Below are 14,665 nucleotides of genomic sequence, written 5' to 3'. Positions count from 1 at the left end.
AGTTGACACGTCATCCGGTCACCCGGCCAGGTTGTCCGCCAGCTCCTCGCTGATGTTGGCCTCTGTCCCCGGGATGCCCAGGTCGGAGGCGCGCTTGTCGGCCATCGCCAGCAGACGGCGGATACGGCCGGCGACCGCGTCCTTCGTCAGCGGCGGGTCGGCGAGCGCGCCCAGCTCCTCCAGGGACGCCTGCTTGTGCTCCATGCGCAGGCGGCCGGCGGCGGCGAGGTGCTCGGGGACCTCCTCGCCGAGGATCTCCAGGGCGCGCTGCACCCGGGCACCCGCGGCCACGGCGGCACGGGCCGAGCGGCGCAGGTTGGCGTCGTCGAAGTTGGCGAGCCGGTTGGCGGTGGCCCGCACCTCGCGGCGCATCCGCCGCTCCTCCCAGGCCAGCACGGACTCGTGTGCACCGAGCCGCGTCAGCAGCGCGCCGATCGCGTCACCGTCACGGACGACCACCCGGTCCACCGTGCGCACCTCGCGGGCCTTCGCCGCGATCGACAGCCGGCGGGCGGCACCGACCAGCGCCAGCGCGGCCTCGGGGCCCGGGCAGGTCACCTCCAGGGAGGAGGAGCGGCCCGGCTCGGTCAGCGAGCCGTGCGCCAGGAAAGCCCCGCGCCAGGCCGCCTCCGCGTCACATGTGGCGCCGGAGACCACCTGCGGGGGCAGCCCGCGGATCGGCCGTCCCCGGCCGTCCACCAGGCCCGTCTGACGGGCCAGCTGGTCACCGCCCGCCACGACCCGCACGACGTACCGCGAGCCGCGGCGCAGCCCGCCGGGAGCCATCACGATCAGCTCGGAGCTGTGGCCGAAGATCTCCAGGATGTCCCGCTTGAGGCGGCGGGCCGCCATCGCGGTGTCCAGCTCCGCCTCGATCACGATGCGCCCGCTCACCAGGTGGAGGCCGCCGGCGAACCGCAGAATGGCGGAGACCTCCGCCTTCCTGCAGCAGGTCCGGGTGACGGGGAGCCGGGAGATCTCGTCCTTCACCGCTGCCGTCATCGCCATGGGCCGATCCTTCCATGCATCCGAAAAATACGGTCGTACGCGGCGGCCAACAGCTCCGGGTCGTGCCGGGGGCTTCCGTCGGTCCGGGCCACCGGCGCCAGCTCGACCGCGGCTCCCAGCCGCTTGGCGGCTTCGGTGAGCGAGTCGCGGTCGGGCACGGCGGCCTCGTCGGCCAGCACCACGTCCAGGGCGAGTTTAGGGGCGTGTCGCCCCAAAACCTCCAAATGACGCTGCGGGGAGAAGCCCTCGGTTTCTCCGGGCTGCGGGGCGAGGTTCAGGGACAGCACCTTGCGCGCCTTGGTCTCGGTGAGGGCGTCCAGCAGCTCGGGGACGAGCAGGTGCGGGATGACCGAGGAGAACCAGGAGCCGGGGCCGAGCACCACCCAGTCCGCGTCCAGGACGGCGGCCACGGCCTCGGGAACGGCGGGCGGGTCGTGGGGCACGAGATGCACCGACTGCACCTCGCCGGGCGTGAGGGCCACGGTCGCCTGTCCGCGCACGGTGTCCACGTCGTCCGGGCGGTCCGGGTCGTGCCCCTTGACCAGGGCCTGCAGCTCCAGCGGCACGGCGGACATGGGCAGCACGCGGCCGTGCGCGCCCAGCAGCTTGCCGACCAGGTCCAGGGCCTGGACGTGGTCGCCCAGCTGCTCCCACAGGGCGACGATCAGCAGGTTCCCCACCGCGTGGTCGTGCAGGTCGCCCTTGGAGTGGAAACGGTGCTGGATGACCCTGGCCCAGGTCTGGCCCCAGTCGTCGTCACCGCACAGCGCGGCCAGCGCCTTGCGCAGATCGCCGGGCGGCAGCACGCCCAGCTCGTCGCGCAGCCGACCGCTGGAACCGCCGTCGTCGGCCACCGTGACGACGGCGGTGAGGTCACCGGTGATCCGGCGCAGCGCGGCGAGCGAGGCGGACAGCCCCATGCCGCCGCCGAGGGCGACGACCTTGGGCTGGGCGCCCCGGCGGCGGGCCCGCCCGCCGCGGGCCACGGCCGTGGCGCGGCCCATGCGGCCCTCCGGCACCACCCGGCGCAGCCTGCCCAGCCGCGGTGTACGTTCCGTCATTCCCGTCCCATGTCCCGGTGTACGACCACCGTCTCCACGCCCTCGGCCGCGAGGCGCGCGGCGAGCTTCTCCGACATCGCGACCGAGCGGTGCTTGCCGCCGGTACAGCCGATGGCGATGGTCACATACCGCTTGCCCTCGCGCCGGTAGCCGGCGGCGATGAGCCGCAGCAGTTCGGCGTACCGGTCGAGGAACTCCTTCGCGCCGGGCTGGTTGAAGACATAGGCGGCGACCTCCTCGTTGAGGCCGGTGTACGGGCGCAGCTCCGGGACCCAGTGCGGGTTGGGCAGGAACCGCATGTCCGTCACGAGGTCGGCGTCGACCGGGAGGCCGTACTTGAAACCGAAGGACATCACAGTGGCCCGCAGCTCGGGCTCCTCCTCGCCGGCGAACTGGGCGTCCATCTTGGCGCGCAGCTCGTGCACGTTGAGGCTGGAGGTGTCGATCACCAGGTCGGCGTCGCCGCGCAGCTCGCGCAGCAGCTCGCGCTCGGCGGCGATGCCGTCGACGATGCGGCCGTCGCCCTGGAGGGGGTGCGGGCGGCGCACCGACTCGAAGCGGCGCACCAGTGCCTCGTCGGAGGACTCCAGGAAGACGATCCGCCGGGTGACGTTCTTCGCCTCCAGGTCCGCGAGGGACTCGCGCAGGTTGTCGAAGAAGCGACGGCCGCGTACGTCCACGACGACCGCGATCCGCGCCACGTTGCCCTGCGAGCGGGCACCCAGCTCCACCATGGTGGGGATGAGCGCGGGCGGAAGGTTGTCCACGACGAACCAGCCGAGGTCCTCCAGACACTTCGCGGCCGTCGACCGGCCCGCTCCGGACATGCCGGAGATGATCACCAGCTCGGGGATGGCCGCCTCGGGGACCCCGGCTGTCTCGCTGCCCGTACTCACCTGTGCTCCGTTGTCCTGGCCCGCGTCCTGGCCGGCGTCGTGCCGGACGACATCGTCGCCCGTGTCGCTGTGTGTCTGATCTCGCCGCGCTGTGGGCTGTGCGTCGTGCTCGGTCATGTCTCCTGCCCCCGTCGTTCGTCCGGGACGCCCGCGGTCACGGGCTCCCCCGAGGAACCCCCCGTCGTATCGGGTTCCCCGTCCTCAATGATCTCTCCGGTCGCCGTGTTCACGGCGGGTGCGGCCGGGGCCGCCAGGGCGAGGGCCGCGGCGATGGTCTCGGCCGTCTTCCGGCCTATCCCGGGCACCTCCTGGATCTGCTCGATTGTCGCGGACCGCAGCCTCTTCACCGAGCCGAAATGCTTGATGAGCGCCTGTTTGCGGGTTTCGCCGAGGCCGGGGACGTCGTCGAGCGGACTGGACCGGAAGCGCTTGGCGCGCTTGGCGCGCTGGTAGGTGATGGCGAAGCGGTGGGCCTCGTCCCGGACCCGCTGGAGCAGGTAGAGCCCCTCGCTGGTGCGCGGCAGGACCACCGGGTCGTCCTCCCCCGGCACCCAGACCTCTTCCAGCCGCTTGGCGAGACCGCAGACGGCGATGTCGTCGATGCCCAGCTCGTCCAGGGCGCGCCGGGCCGCCGCGACCTGCGGCTGACCGCCGTCGACGACGACGAGCTGGGGCGGGTAGGCGAACTTCTTGGGGCGGCCGTCCTCGTCCTTGAGGGCGCCGGTGATCCCGTCGTCCTTGAGACCACCGGTCATCGCGTCCGGGCCGGTCAGCGCGCTGTCGCCACCGGTGAGGGTGTCCTCCGCGCCGGACCCGTCGGCCCACTCCCCCGTCTTCTCCTTGTCGGCGAGGTAGCGCCTGAAGCGGCGGGAGATCACCTCGTGCATGGAGCGGACGTCGTCCTGCCCCGCGAAACCCTTGATCTGGAAGCGCCGGTACTCGCCCTTGCGCTGCAGGCCGTCCTCGAAGACGACCATGGAGGCCACCACGTCGTCACCCTGGAGATGCGAGATGTCGTAGCACTCGATCCGGAGCGGGGCGCTGTCCAGGTCGAGGGCGTCGGCGATCTCCTCCAGCGCGCGCGAGCGCGTGGTCAGGTCGGAGGCGCGCTTGGTCTTGTGCAGTGCGAGGGCCTGCTGGGCGTTGCGCTGCACGGTCTCCATCAGCGCCTTCTTGTCGCCCCGCTGCGGGATGCGCAGCGAGACATTCGACCCGCGGCGGCCGGTCAGCCACTCCTGGACCGGCTCGACCGGCTCGGGCAACGCCGGGACCAGGACCTCCTTGGGGACCGCGTCCCCGGTCTCCTCGCCGTACAGCTGCTGCAGGGCGTGCTCGACCAGGGCGCCCGTGGTGACCTCCTCGACCTTGTCGGTCACCCAGCCACGCTGGCCGCGCACCCGGCCGCCGCGCACGTGGAAGATCTGCACGGCCGCTTCCAGCTCGTCCTCGGCGACGGCGATGAGGTCGGCGTCGGTCGCGTCGGCGAGCACGACGGCGTTCTTCTCCATGGCCTTCTTCAGGGCCTGGATGTCGTCGCGCAGGCGGGCGGCCCGCTCGTACTCCATCTCCTCGGCGGCCTCCGCCATCTGCTTCTCCAGACGGCGGAGGTAGGTGCCGGTGCGGCCCGCCATGAAGTCGCAGAACTCGTCGGCCAGCTCCCAGTGGTCCTCGGGGGTGATCCGGCCGACGCAGGGGGCGGAGCACTTGCCGATGTAGCCGAGCAGGCAGGGGCGGCCGGTGCGGGCGGCGTTCTTGAAGACGCCGGCCGAGCAGGTACGCACCGGGAAGACGCGCAGCAGCAGGTCGACGGTGTCCCGGATGGCCCACGCGTGCCCGTACGGACCGAAGTAGCGGACGCCCTTCTTCTTGTGACCGCGCATCACCTGCACGCGCGGGAACTCCTCGTTCATCGTCACCGCGAGGTACGGGTAGCTCTTGTCGTCGCGGTACTTGACGTTGAACCGGGGGTCGTACTCCTTGATCCAGGAGTACTCCAGCTGCAGCGCCTCGACCTCCGTGGACACCACGGTCCACTCCACGGATGCGGCGGTGGTCACCATCGTCCGGGTGCGCGGGTGCAGGTTCGCCAGGTCCTGGAAGTAGTTGGCCAGGCGCTGGCGCAGGCTTTTCGCCTTTCCGACGTAGATCACCCGGCGGTGCTCGTCACGGAACCTGTACACCCCGGGAGAGTCCGGGATCTCACCCGGCCTGGGGCGGTAGCTGGAGGGGTCGGCCATGTCTCACACCCTACTGGCGAGCACCGACACCGCGTCGGGCCTGTGGACAACGCCCGCACCCGCACGGTCCACCACCCGGGACCCGCGCACGGACGACTGACCCCGCTCGCCTTTCCACGGGGACGGCTGTCGGCGGCGACATCGGCGGCGCCGGCGACTTCGGCGATGACGCGGCCGTGGCTGTGGCTGTGGCCGGCGGTCGGGATTGGGGGGGGTGGGCCCGGGGCCGGGTGCTGGGCCCGGGGCCCGGGGCCCGGGGCACTCACCGGCCCGCCGCCCGGTCAGCCCGCCGCCCGTCCGGACGGCTGCCTGCCCCTGCCGCGCCCGGCGCGTTCCGGCCATCCCGGCCATGCCCAGCCGTCCCGGCCGTGCCCGGCCTTGGTTGCCGCCCGCGCCACCTCTCGGTGCGGCCCTGTGGGCACGGCCCAGCGGAGCCCGTACCGCCTTCGCCGCCCAGCGCGTGAGGGCATGGTCCGGCCAGGAGTGTGCTGCGGCCGAGTCAGAGGTGTTGTCGGGGTCTGGTCAACACGCTTCAATGCACGGGAACTCGGGGCCGTGCACGCACGCGGACGGGCGCGGCGTGCGCAGCCACGGGCGTCCACAGCGCCCACGGGGGTGGCCCCGTACACCCGCGCAGACGGTCTGACCAGCCGTAGTAACACCTCACAGGAAGGCCCCTCGGCATGCGGCATGCCACAGAGCACGCGGACGTCCCCACCGCGGAACTGGACACGGCCCTGCGGGGCGGCCCCTTCCACGTGGCGCTGCGCGCCGCCATCGCCGCACGCGGGCTGCCGCTCCAGCGTGTCCAGCATCATCTGTCGCGGCACGGGGTCAAGGTCGGTGTGACCAGCCTGAGTTACTGGCAGCAGGGTGCACGCCGCCCGCAGCGCCCGGAGTCGCTGCGCGCCGTCCGGGCGCTGGAGGAGATCCTCCAGCTGCCGGACGAGTCACTGATCCGGCTGCTCGCCGGGTCCGACGAGCACGCGGCGGCCGGTCGTCCGGCGGGCCGCTCGTACCGTTCCCTGGTCGAGGCCTCGGAAGTCCTGGACCGGCTCCGGGCCGAGCTGAGCTGGTCCCAAGACGGCGGGCTGCACACCCTGGGCCACCACGAACGCGTCCGGATCGGCGCCCGGCGCGAGCTGGCGGGACGCGAGGCCCACCACATCGTGCGGGCCCACCACGACGGCGTCGACCGTTTCGTCGCCGTGCACCACGGCGATCCCGGCAGCAGCCCGCGCGACATGCGGGTACGGGCCCTGGAGAACTGCCGTACGGGTCGTGTCCGCTGGGACCAGGAGACGGGGGTGCTGGTGGCCGAGCTGCTCTTCGGCACCCGGCTCCGCTCCGGCGACACCTTCCTCTTCCGGTACGGCGTCGACGACGGAACGGCCGGGCCTTCCGGCGAGTACGTCCACCATTCCGGCTTCCCCGGCGGGCAGTACGCCCTGCAGGTGCGTTTCGACGCGGCCGCGCTGCCGGCGCACTGCCACCGCTTCACCCAGCACTCGCCGGCGGCGCCGCGCAGCGGCCGGCAGGAACTGTCCGTCACGTGGCCGCACCACTGCGTCCACGTGGTCGAGCCGCGGATACGGCCGGGCATCGTGGGCATCGCCTGGGGATGGGAGTGAGAGCCCCTTGATGTGAGCTTCTTGATGTCCCCCCGCTCCGGTCAGGCGGCGGGACCGGCGACGATCCTGCCGTTGGCGGCCTTCACCGACAGCTCGTTCAAGGGCTCGGTGGCCGGTGCCTGGACCACTTTGCCCGTCACGGCGTCGAACCGGCTGCCGTGGCAGGGGCAGATCAGGGTCGTCCCCTGCAGCTTGTTGATCGGGCACCCCGCGTGTGTGCAGATCGTGCTGTACGCCTTCAGGGTGCCGTTTCCGTCCCGGCTGACGACCACGTTGTGGTCCCGGTAGAGCTTGGCACCCCCCTTCGAGACCTCGTTCTCATCGCCGAGGTCGACCGGTGCGGTCGGGGTGGCCGCAACCGAGTCGCCGTTGCCCGGAGCCGAGCACGCGGCCAGGCCGAGCCCGGCGACCGGGGTCGCGGCGGCCCCTCGAAGGACGGTGCGGCGGCTGGTGGACGGTCGGGCGGCCATCTGGGACTCCACAGGTCAAGGGCGGTGCAGGGCGACGATACCCGGGCGGCGGGGTGGTCCGGTGGCGGGGGCGGTGAAGGTGTGCGTGCGGGGCCGAGTTCCCGGGAGGGCGACGTAAACGTTTACGCAAGCGTTTACGCTGGGCGGGTCGATGGGTTATCTTCCCGGCCGGGACAAACGGCCCGGACGCCCCAGGCAGGAGGACAGGATGCCCACCATGGCGGACGTCGCCCGGTGCGCCGGTGTCTCAGTGGCGACCGTCTCCCATGTGCTCAACGGCACGCGCCCCGTGCTGTCGCACACCCGTCAAGCCGTGCTGGACGCCGTCGACGCCCTCGATTACACGCCCAACACCCTGGCCCGCTCCCTGGTGACCTCCCGCACCCGCTCCATCGGCCTCGCGGTGTCGGCGATCAGCAACCCGTATTTCACGGAAATCCTCCAGGGCGTCGAAGCCGCCGCCCTGGAAGCGGGGTACAGCCTGCTCATCGCCGATCCGCACGACGATCCCCAGCACGAGCGCAAGGTCGTACAGCTTCTTCACGAGCGCCGGGTGGACGGCATGATCGTCGCCCCTTCCGCGCACCCGCAGGACCTCGTCGGCTACCTGCGCCGCCACGCCGTACCGGCGGTGTTCCTGGACCGGGTGGTCGACGCGCGGGTGCTGGACTCCCCCGCGGCGGACGGTGGGGCGGACGGTGGGGCGGACACCGATGGTGGAGTGGCTGTCGGCGCCGGAGGGGATGGCGGCCCCGCCGCGGGCGCGGCGGGCTTCGATCAGGTGTGTGCCGAGAGCGCCGAACCGACGGCCCTGCTGGTCGCCCATCTCGCCGGGCTGGGCCACCGCCGGATCGGCCTGGTAGCGGGCCTGTCCGGGCTCAGTACGACCAGTGAGCGCATCACCGGTTACCGGGCCGGTCTGGCCGCCGTCGGCCTCGGGTACGACGAACGGCTCATCGTCTCCGGCAATTCCGAGTCCACCGGTGCCGAGCAGGCCACGGCCGCACTGCTCTCCCTGGCCGATCCGCCCACGGCACTCGTCACCGCCAACAACGCGATGACCATCGGCGCCCTGCGCGCCCTGCGCCGACACGGCCTGTCCGTGCCGGCCGACATCGCCCTGTGCTGCTTCGACGACTTCGCCTGGGCCGACCTGTTCTCGCCCCGGCTCACCGCCATCGCCCAGCCCAGCAGGGAACTCGGCGCCACGGCCGTCCGGGTTCTGCTGGACCGCCTGGCCGAACCGGACCGGCCGGCCCGCACGGTGCGGCTGCCGAGCGCGTTCGTGCACCGCACCTCGTGCGGGTGCCCGGAGGACCCGGCCAGGACCGATGGGGCCGGGCCGACCACATCATCCACGCTGTCCGAGAAGGGAACCGCCTCGTGATCGTCGTCGCCGGAGAGGCACTGATCGACCTGGTACCGCAGGGCCCCGGCGCCCTCGCGGACCTGAAGCCGGCGCTCGGCGGCGGCCCGTACAACACCGCCGTGGCCCTCGGCCGACTCGGCTCCCCCACCGCCTTCTGCTCCCGGGCGTCGTCCGACGCCTTCGGTGATGCTTTGCTCGACGGGCTGCGGCGGGCCGGGGTCGACGTGTCGGGAGTGGCGCGTGGACCGGAGCCTACGACCCTTGCGGTGGCAACGGTCGATGCCGGTGGCTCGGCCGCCTATTCCTTCTACGTCGACGGCACCGCGGACCGCCTGTTCACCGCCCCGGCCGCTCTCCCCGCCGGCACGCGCGCGGTGTCCTTCGGCACCTGCTCACTCGTCCTGGAACCGGGGGCGAGCGCCTATGAGGAACTGATGCGGACGGCGGCCGGACAGGGACTGTTCACCGCGCTGGACCCGAATGTCCGGGCGGGACTGATTCCGGACGCGGACGCCTACAGGGCGCGCTTCAAGAGCTGGCTGCCCTCGGTGACGTTGCTGAAGCTCTCCGCTGAGGACGCCGCGTGGCTGGGTGGCACCCCCGGCGAGTGGCTGGCCGCCGGCCCCTCGGCCGTCGTGGTCACCCGGGGCGGCGACGGCCTGACCGTGTTCACCCGGGACGGCGGGGAACACTCCGTGCCTGGTGAGAAGGTCGACGTCGTGGACACCATCGGCGCCGGTGACACGGTGAACGCGGCCTTGCTGCACGCTCTGTCCGTCCGGGACGCGCTCTCTCCGCGGGCGCTCGCGGCCCTCGGGACGGAGGGCTGGACGCGTTTGCTGCGCTTCGCGGCGCGCGCGGCGGCGATCACCTGCTCGCGGGCGGGAGCCGAGCCGCCGTACGCGGCCGAGCTGGGTGAGTGGTGAGCGGTCTGATTTCCCTGTGGTCTTGTCAAGGTGCGGCCGGACACGCGGTCGGGGGACCTGCCGAACCGCCGGGCCGGGCTGGCTGATTGTGGAACGAGCGGCGCCCCGCGGGGAGTTCCCGCGGGGCGCCGATTCTTTGATGTTGTGTCAGGCATTGCGTCGGGCACGGGCTTCGGCCGGTGCCCGGCAGGCCTTCGGCCGGTGTCGATGCCTGTGACGGGTGGCGCGCCGGCCGGTACCGGTCGCCTCAGGCCTTGCGGGCCCGTGTCGTCTTCTTCGCGGGCGCCGCCTTCTTCGTGGCCGCGGCGGCCTTCTTCGTCGCCGTGCCGTCGGCCTTGGCCGTCACCGTCTTCTTCGCCACCGACTTCGCCGCAGCCGTCTTCCTCGCCGCTGTGCCGCGCGGTGCCTTCACGGGCTCCGCGTCGCTGATGCGGTCGGCGCCGAGGACCTCGCGCAGGAACTTGCCGGTGTGGCTCGCCGGGACTCCGGCGACCTCCTCGGGCGTGCCCTCGGCGACCACCAGGCCACCGCCGGCGCCTCCTTCGGGCCCCATGTCCACGATCCAGTCGGCCGTCTTGATCACGTCGAGGTTGTGCTCGATGACGATGACCGTGTTGCCCTTGTCGACCAGGCCGCCGAGAACCGTCAGCAGCTTGCTGATGTCCTCGAAGTGCAGACCGGTGGTCGGCTCGTCCAGGACGTAGACCGTGCGTCCGGTGGAGCGCTTCTGCAGTTCGCTGGCGAGCTTCACCCGCTGCGCCTCGCCACCGGACAGGGTCGTCGCGGACTGGCCGAGCCGGACGTAGCCGAGGCCGACGTCCTTCAGCGTCCTCAGGTGCCGGGAGATGGCCGGGACGGCCTCGAAGAAGTCGGTGGCCTCCTCGATCGGCATGTTCAGCACGTCGGCGATGGACTTGCCCTTGTAGTGGACCTCCAGGGTCTCCCGGTTGTACCGGGCACCATGGCAGACCTCGCACGGGACGTAGACGTCCGGGAGGAAGTTCATCTCGATCTTGATCGTGCCGTCGCCCGCGCAGTTCTCGCAGCGGCCGCCCTTGACGTTGAAGGAGAAACGGCCGGGCAGGTAGCCGCGGACCTTCGCCTCGGTGGTCTCGGCGAACAGCTTGCGGATGTGGTCGAAGACGCCCGTGTAGGTCGCCGGGTTGGACCGCGGGGTGCGGCCGATCGGCGACTGGTCGACGTGGACGACCTTGTCGACCAGGTCGTCGCCGTCCACGCGCGTGTGCCGCCCGGGGACGTTCCGCGCGCCGTTCAGCTCACGGGCCAGGTGCGTGTACAGGATGTCGTTGACCAGCGTCGACTTGCCGGAGCCGGAGACGCCCGTGACGGCCGTGAACACGCCCAGCGGGAAGGACACGTCGATGTCCTGCAGGTTGTTCTCGCGGGCGCCGTGCACGGTGAGTCGCCGGGACGGGTCGCGGGGACGGCGCACGTCCGGAAGCGGGATCGACTTGCGGCCGGAGAGATAGGCGCCGGTCTGCGACTCGGTGTTGGCGAGCAGTTCCTTCAGGGAGCCGCTGTGCACGACCTTGCCGCCGTGCTCGCCGGCGCCCGGACCGATGTCGACGACCCAGTCGGCAACCTTGATGGTGTCCTCGTCGTGCTCCACGACGATGAGCGTGTTGCCCATGTCGCGCAGCCGGACCAGGGTTTCGATCAGCCGGTGGTTGTCGCGCTGGTGCAGGCCGATGGACGGCTCGTCCAGGACGTACAGGACGCCGACGAGGCCGGAGCCGATCTGCGTGGCGAGGCGGATGCGCTGGGCCTCGCCGCCGGAGAGGGTGCCGGCCGCGCGGTTCAGCGAGAGGTAGTCCAGGCCGACGTCGACCAGGAAGCGCAGCCGCTCGTTGACCTCCTTCAGCACCCGCTCGGCGATCTTCTTGTCGCGCGCGTTCAGCTTCAGCCGGCCCAGGAAGTCCGCGCAGTCGCTGATCGACATGGCGGAGACCTCGGCGATCGACTTCTCCATGATCGTGACCGCGAGGACGATCGGCTTCAGGCGGGTGCCTTCACAGGAGGGACAGGGCACCTCGCGCATGTAGCCCTCGAAGCGCTCGCGGCTGGCGTCGCTCTCCGCCTCGCTGTGCCGGCGCTTCACGAAGGGCACCGCGCCCTCGAAGGGCGTGGTGTACACGCGCTCGCGGCCGTACCGGTTGCGGTACCGGACCTCGATCTGGGTCCTGTGGCCGTGGAGCAGGGCCTTCTTGGCGCGCTGGGGCAGGCCCGCGAAGGGGATGTCCGTGCGGAAGCCCAGCGCCTCGGCGAGGGCGCCGATCAGGCGGCCGAAATAGTCCTTGGTGTGCCCGTGCGACCAGGGGTGGATGGCGCCCTCGTCCAGGGACTTGTCCGGGTCCGGGACGATCAGCTCGGGGTCCACCTCCATGCGCGTGCCGATGCCAGTGCACTCGGGGCAGGCGCCGAAAGGAGAGTTGAAGGAGAAGGAGCGGGGCTCCAGCTCCTCGAAGGACAGGTCGTCGTACGGGCAGTAGAGGTGCTCCGAGTACATGCGCTCGCGCTCGGGGTCGTCCTCGGGCAGGTCGACGAAGTCGAGCACGACCATGCCGCCGGACAGGCCGAGGGCGGTCTCCACGGAGTCGGTGAGGCGGCGCTTGGCGGAGTCCTTCACCGTGAGGCGGTCCACGACCACCTCGATGGTGTGCTTCTCCTGCTTCTTCAGCGTCGGCGGCTCGGAGAGCTGGATGGTCTGGCCGTCCACGCGGGCGCGGGAGTAGCCCTTGGTCTGCAGGTCCGCGAAGAGGTCGACGAACTCGCCCTTGCGTTCGCGCACCAGCGGCGACAGCACCTGGAAGCGGCTCCCCTCCGGCAGCTCCAGGACCCTGTCCACGATGGCCTGCGGCGACTGCCGCGAGATCGGGCGGCCGCACTCGGGACAGTGCGGCTTGCCGATGCGCGCGAAGAGCAGACGCAGGTAGTCGTAGACCTCGGTGATGGTGCCGACCGTCGAGCGCGGGTTGCGCGAGGTCGACTTCTGGTCGATGGAGACCGCCGGGGACAGGCCCTCGATGAAGTCGACGTCCGGCTTGTCCATCTGGCCGAGGAACTGCCGGGCGTACGAGGAGAGCGACTCCACGTAGCGGCGCTGACCCTCGGCGAAGATCGTGTCGAAGGCCAGGGAGGACTTGCCCGACCCGGACAGGCCCGTGAAGACGATGAGCGAGTCACGAGGCAGGTCGAGCGAGACATTCTTCAGGTTGTGCTCGCGCGCGCCACGGACGATGAGACGGTCGGCCACGCCGGTCCGCACCTTTCTTGAGAGAAGTGACAGGGGCGGGGCCCCCGTGCTTCTTCAGACTAGGGGGAGCCACTGACAACGCCGGTCGGATTGCCCGGTTGCATAACAACCCCCGACCATCCAGCATGCCCGACGCCGCTCTCGACCATATAGCACGCGCATTCGAATCATGGACAACGTTCACCGCCTTCACCCGAAGGTGTGGCGGGGCTAGGGTCAGCACCATGATTGATCACGCTCATGACCTGGCATGTGTACGTGACGCGACCGAACGGCTCCTGAGCGCGGTCGCCGAACTGGACAACGTCTCGCTCGCCGAGCCGTCACGGCTCCCCGGCTGGAGCCGGGGGCATGTGCTCGCTCACCTCGCCCGAAACGCGGACGCGCTCGTGAACGTCCTGCAGGGCCGCCCCATGTACCCCGGCGCCGAGGCGCGAAACGCCGACATCGAGCGCGACGCCCCCCGCCCCCTCGACGTCCAGCTCGCCGACCTGCGCGAGAGCGGGGCCCGCTTCCAGGCGGCAGGGGACGCTCCTGCCGACTGGACACGCACGGTGGAGCTGCGCAACGGGGTCACCGACTCCGCGTCCCGGGTGCCGTTCCGGCGGTGGGTCGAGGTGGAGCTGCATCACGTGGACCTCGGGATCGGCTACGAGCTGGAGGACCTTCCGGACGAGTTCACGGAGCGGGAGATCGACTTCCTCGCGCAGCGGTTCTCCGGGCACGCCGAGGTCCCGGCGACCCGCGTCACGGACGGCACGCTCGCGTGGCGCACCGGTCGCACGGCGGACGAGCCCGAGGTCACGATCAGCGGCCGGCCGGCGCACCTGCTGGGCTGGCTCGCCGGGCGCCGCGACGGTGCGGCGCTGGACGTGCGGGGCGGGACCCTCCCGAAGTTGCCCCCGCTGTAGCACGAGGGCCGTACGCCGGGGCTTCCCCGCTATAGGCTGGCCGCCATGACGTACACCGGAGAGGTCAAGGTCGGCGGACCGGCGGACGTGCACGAGCTGAAAGACCTGATGATCACCAAGATCGCGGTCGGCCCGATGGACAACAACGCCTATCTGCTGCGCTGCCGGGCCACCGACGAGCAGCTTCTGATCGACGCCGCCAACGAGGCGGAGGTACTCCTCGGCATGATCGGTGACGACGGCATCGCGTCCGTCGTCACCACGCACCAGCACGGCGACCACTGGCAGGCGCTCGCCGCGGTCGTCGCCGGCACGGGCGCGCGTACCTACGCCGGCCGCGAGGACGCCCCCGCAATCCCCGTACCGACCGACGTCCTCGTCGACGACGGCGACGTCATCAAGGTGGGGCGCGTGGAACTCACCGCGCGCCACCTCGTCGGGCACACCCCGGGTTCGATCGCGCTCGTCTACGACGACCCGCACGGCCATCCCCACGTCTTCACCGGCGACTGCCTCTTCCCGGGCGGCGTCGGCAACACGCGCAAGGACCCGAAGGCGTTCGCCAGCCTGATCCACGACGTGGAGACGAAGATCTTCGGCGTGCTGCCGGACGAGACCTGGGTCTACCCCGGCCATGGCAACGACACCACGCTGGGCGCGGAACGGCCGCATCTTCCGGAGTGGCACGCGCGCGGGTGGTGAGGGGGCCGAGTGCCCAATGACTCCAAGGGCCTGGTGCGGGGGCGTCCGTGGGTTCCTCGTGGTGTACGCCCACACGGCGGAGCTGTGCGCCCGGCCCGTACCGCACCGCGCGCCCCGTGTGAACACTTCGCACGACCCCGGCGCGCGTGCGCGCTCCCGTAGGCCGGTGTCGCGCGGTCA

The 14,665-nt window shown here is 71.5% G+C and carries 11 protein-coding genes; 5 read left to right on the top strand and 6 right to left on the bottom strand.

From position 1 onward, the window contains the following. Positions 1–18: 18 nt before the first annotated feature. From whiA to uvrC, 4 genes are read right to left on the bottom strand one after another with little or no spacing between them, the layout of a single operon-like run. Complete coding sequence (gene whiA / locus AC07C1_RS19810; protein ID WP_478940623.1) at positions 19–1,008, bottom strand: DNA-binding protein WhiA; 990 nt, start codon at positions 1,006–1,008, stop codon at positions 19–21. Continuing rightward, entirely contained in the window at positions 999–2,069 is a 1,071-nt protein-coding gene (locus tag AC07C1_RS19805) for a gluconeogenesis factor YvcK family protein (protein WP_478940621.1), read from the bottom strand. Before AC07C1_RS19805 ends, whiA begins: the two co-directional genes overlap by 10 nt. Next, positions 2,066–3,082, bottom strand: coding sequence for an RNase adapter RapZ (gene rapZ / locus AC07C1_RS19800; RefSeq protein WP_478940620.1), 1,017 nt, complete (start codon positions 3,080–3,082; stop codon positions 2,066–2,068). Before rapZ ends, AC07C1_RS19805 begins: the two co-directional genes overlap by 4 nt. After that, positions 3,079–5,202: an excinuclease ABC subunit UvrC gene (gene uvrC / locus AC07C1_RS19795; protein WP_478940618.1), complete on the bottom strand. Its 2,124-nt coding sequence runs from the start codon at positions 5,200–5,202 to the stop codon at positions 3,079–3,081. Before uvrC ends, rapZ begins: the two co-directional genes overlap by 4 nt. Before the next feature lie 683 nt (positions 5,203–5,885). On the opposite strand from uvrC, the gene AC07C1_RS19790 reads away from it, so the two are divergent. After that, complete coding sequence (locus AC07C1_RS19790; RefSeq protein ID WP_478940616.1) at positions 5,886–6,833, top strand: hypothetical protein; 948 nt, start codon at positions 5,886–5,888, stop codon at positions 6,831–6,833. A 41-nt stretch (positions 6,834–6,874) separates the two neighbouring features. On the opposite strand, the gene AC07C1_RS19785 is transcribed toward AC07C1_RS19790, so the two are convergent. Then, the gene (locus AC07C1_RS19785) at positions 6,875–7,303 is read right to left on the bottom strand and encodes a Rieske (2Fe-2S) protein (protein WP_478940614.1); all 429 of its coding nucleotides are present in this window, start codon (positions 7,301–7,303) and stop codon (positions 6,875–6,877) included. A gap of 208 nt (positions 7,304–7,511) precedes the next feature. Here AC07C1_RS19785 and AC07C1_RS19780 point away from each other — a divergent pair, with 208 nt between their 5' ends. Further along, entirely contained in the window at positions 7,512–8,690 is a 1,179-nt protein-coding gene (locus AC07C1_RS19780) for a LacI family DNA-binding transcriptional regulator (protein WP_478940612.1), read from the top strand. Continuing rightward, a complete protein-coding gene (locus AC07C1_RS19775; RefSeq protein WP_478940610.1) occupies positions 8,687–9,598 on the top strand; it encodes a carbohydrate kinase family protein in 912 nt (303 codons plus the stop codon). Before AC07C1_RS19780 ends, AC07C1_RS19775 begins: the two co-directional genes overlap by 4 nt. Before the next feature lie 247 nt (positions 9,599–9,845). Here AC07C1_RS19775 and uvrA read toward each other — a convergent pair whose 3' ends face one another. Next, on the bottom strand, positions 9,846–12,872 hold the full coding sequence (gene uvrA, locus AC07C1_RS19770) for an excinuclease ABC subunit UvrA (protein ID WP_478940608.1): 3,027 nt from the start codon (positions 12,870–12,872) through the stop codon (positions 9,846–9,848). 224 nt (positions 12,873–13,096) lie between these two features. On the opposite strand from uvrA, the gene AC07C1_RS19765 reads away from it, so the two are divergent. Then, the gene (locus AC07C1_RS19765; RefSeq protein ID WP_478940606.1) at positions 13,097–13,783 is read left to right on the top strand and encodes a maleylpyruvate isomerase family mycothiol-dependent enzyme; all 687 of its coding nucleotides are present in this window, start codon (positions 13,097–13,099) and stop codon (positions 13,781–13,783) included. A 45-nt stretch (positions 13,784–13,828) separates the two neighbouring features. Further along, positions 13,829–14,485: an MBL fold metallo-hydrolase gene (locus AC07C1_RS19760; RefSeq protein WP_478940605.1), complete on the top strand. Its 657-nt coding sequence runs from the start codon at positions 13,829–13,831 to the stop codon at positions 14,483–14,485. The last annotated feature ends 180 nt before the right edge of the window (positions 14,486–14,665 follow it).

The sequence above is a fragment of the Streptomyces sp. NPDC045022 genome, assembly GCF_056432605.1.
This window is presented reverse-complemented; position numbering and strand designations above follow the sequence as displayed.

Excerpts from the sequence above, each read along its gene's own strand:
- uvrC (WP_478940618.1), bottom strand. The coding sequence starts at position 5,202 with ATGGCCGACCCCTCCAGCTACCGCCCCAGGCCGGGTGAGATCCCGGAC.
- AC07C1_RS19765 (WP_478940606.1), top strand. The coding sequence starts at position 13,097 with ATGATTGATCACGCTCATGACCTGGCATGTGTACGTGACGCGACCGAA.
- whiA (WP_478940623.1), bottom strand. The coding sequence starts at position 1,008 with ATGGCGATGACGGCAGCGGTGAAGGACGAGATCTCCCGGCTCCCCGTC.
- AC07C1_RS19805 (WP_478940621.1), bottom strand. The coding sequence starts at position 2,069 with ATGACGGAACGTACACCGCGGCTGGGCAGGCTGCGCCGGGTGGTGCCG.
- AC07C1_RS19790 (WP_478940616.1), top strand. The coding sequence starts at position 5,886 with ATGCGGCATGCCACAGAGCACGCGGACGTCCCCACCGCGGAACTGGAC.
- AC07C1_RS19785 (WP_478940614.1), bottom strand. The coding sequence starts at position 7,303 with ATGGCCGCCCGACCGTCCACCAGCCGCCGCACCGTCCTTCGAGGGGCC.
- rapZ (WP_478940620.1), bottom strand. The coding sequence starts at position 3,082 with ATGACCGAGCACGACGCACAGCCCACAGCGCGGCGAGATCAGACACAC.
- AC07C1_RS19760 (WP_478940605.1), top strand. The coding sequence starts at position 13,829 with ATGACGTACACCGGAGAGGTCAAGGTCGGCGGACCGGCGGACGTGCAC.
- AC07C1_RS19780 (WP_478940612.1), top strand. The coding sequence starts at position 7,512 with ATGCCCACCATGGCGGACGTCGCCCGGTGCGCCGGTGTCTCAGTGGCG.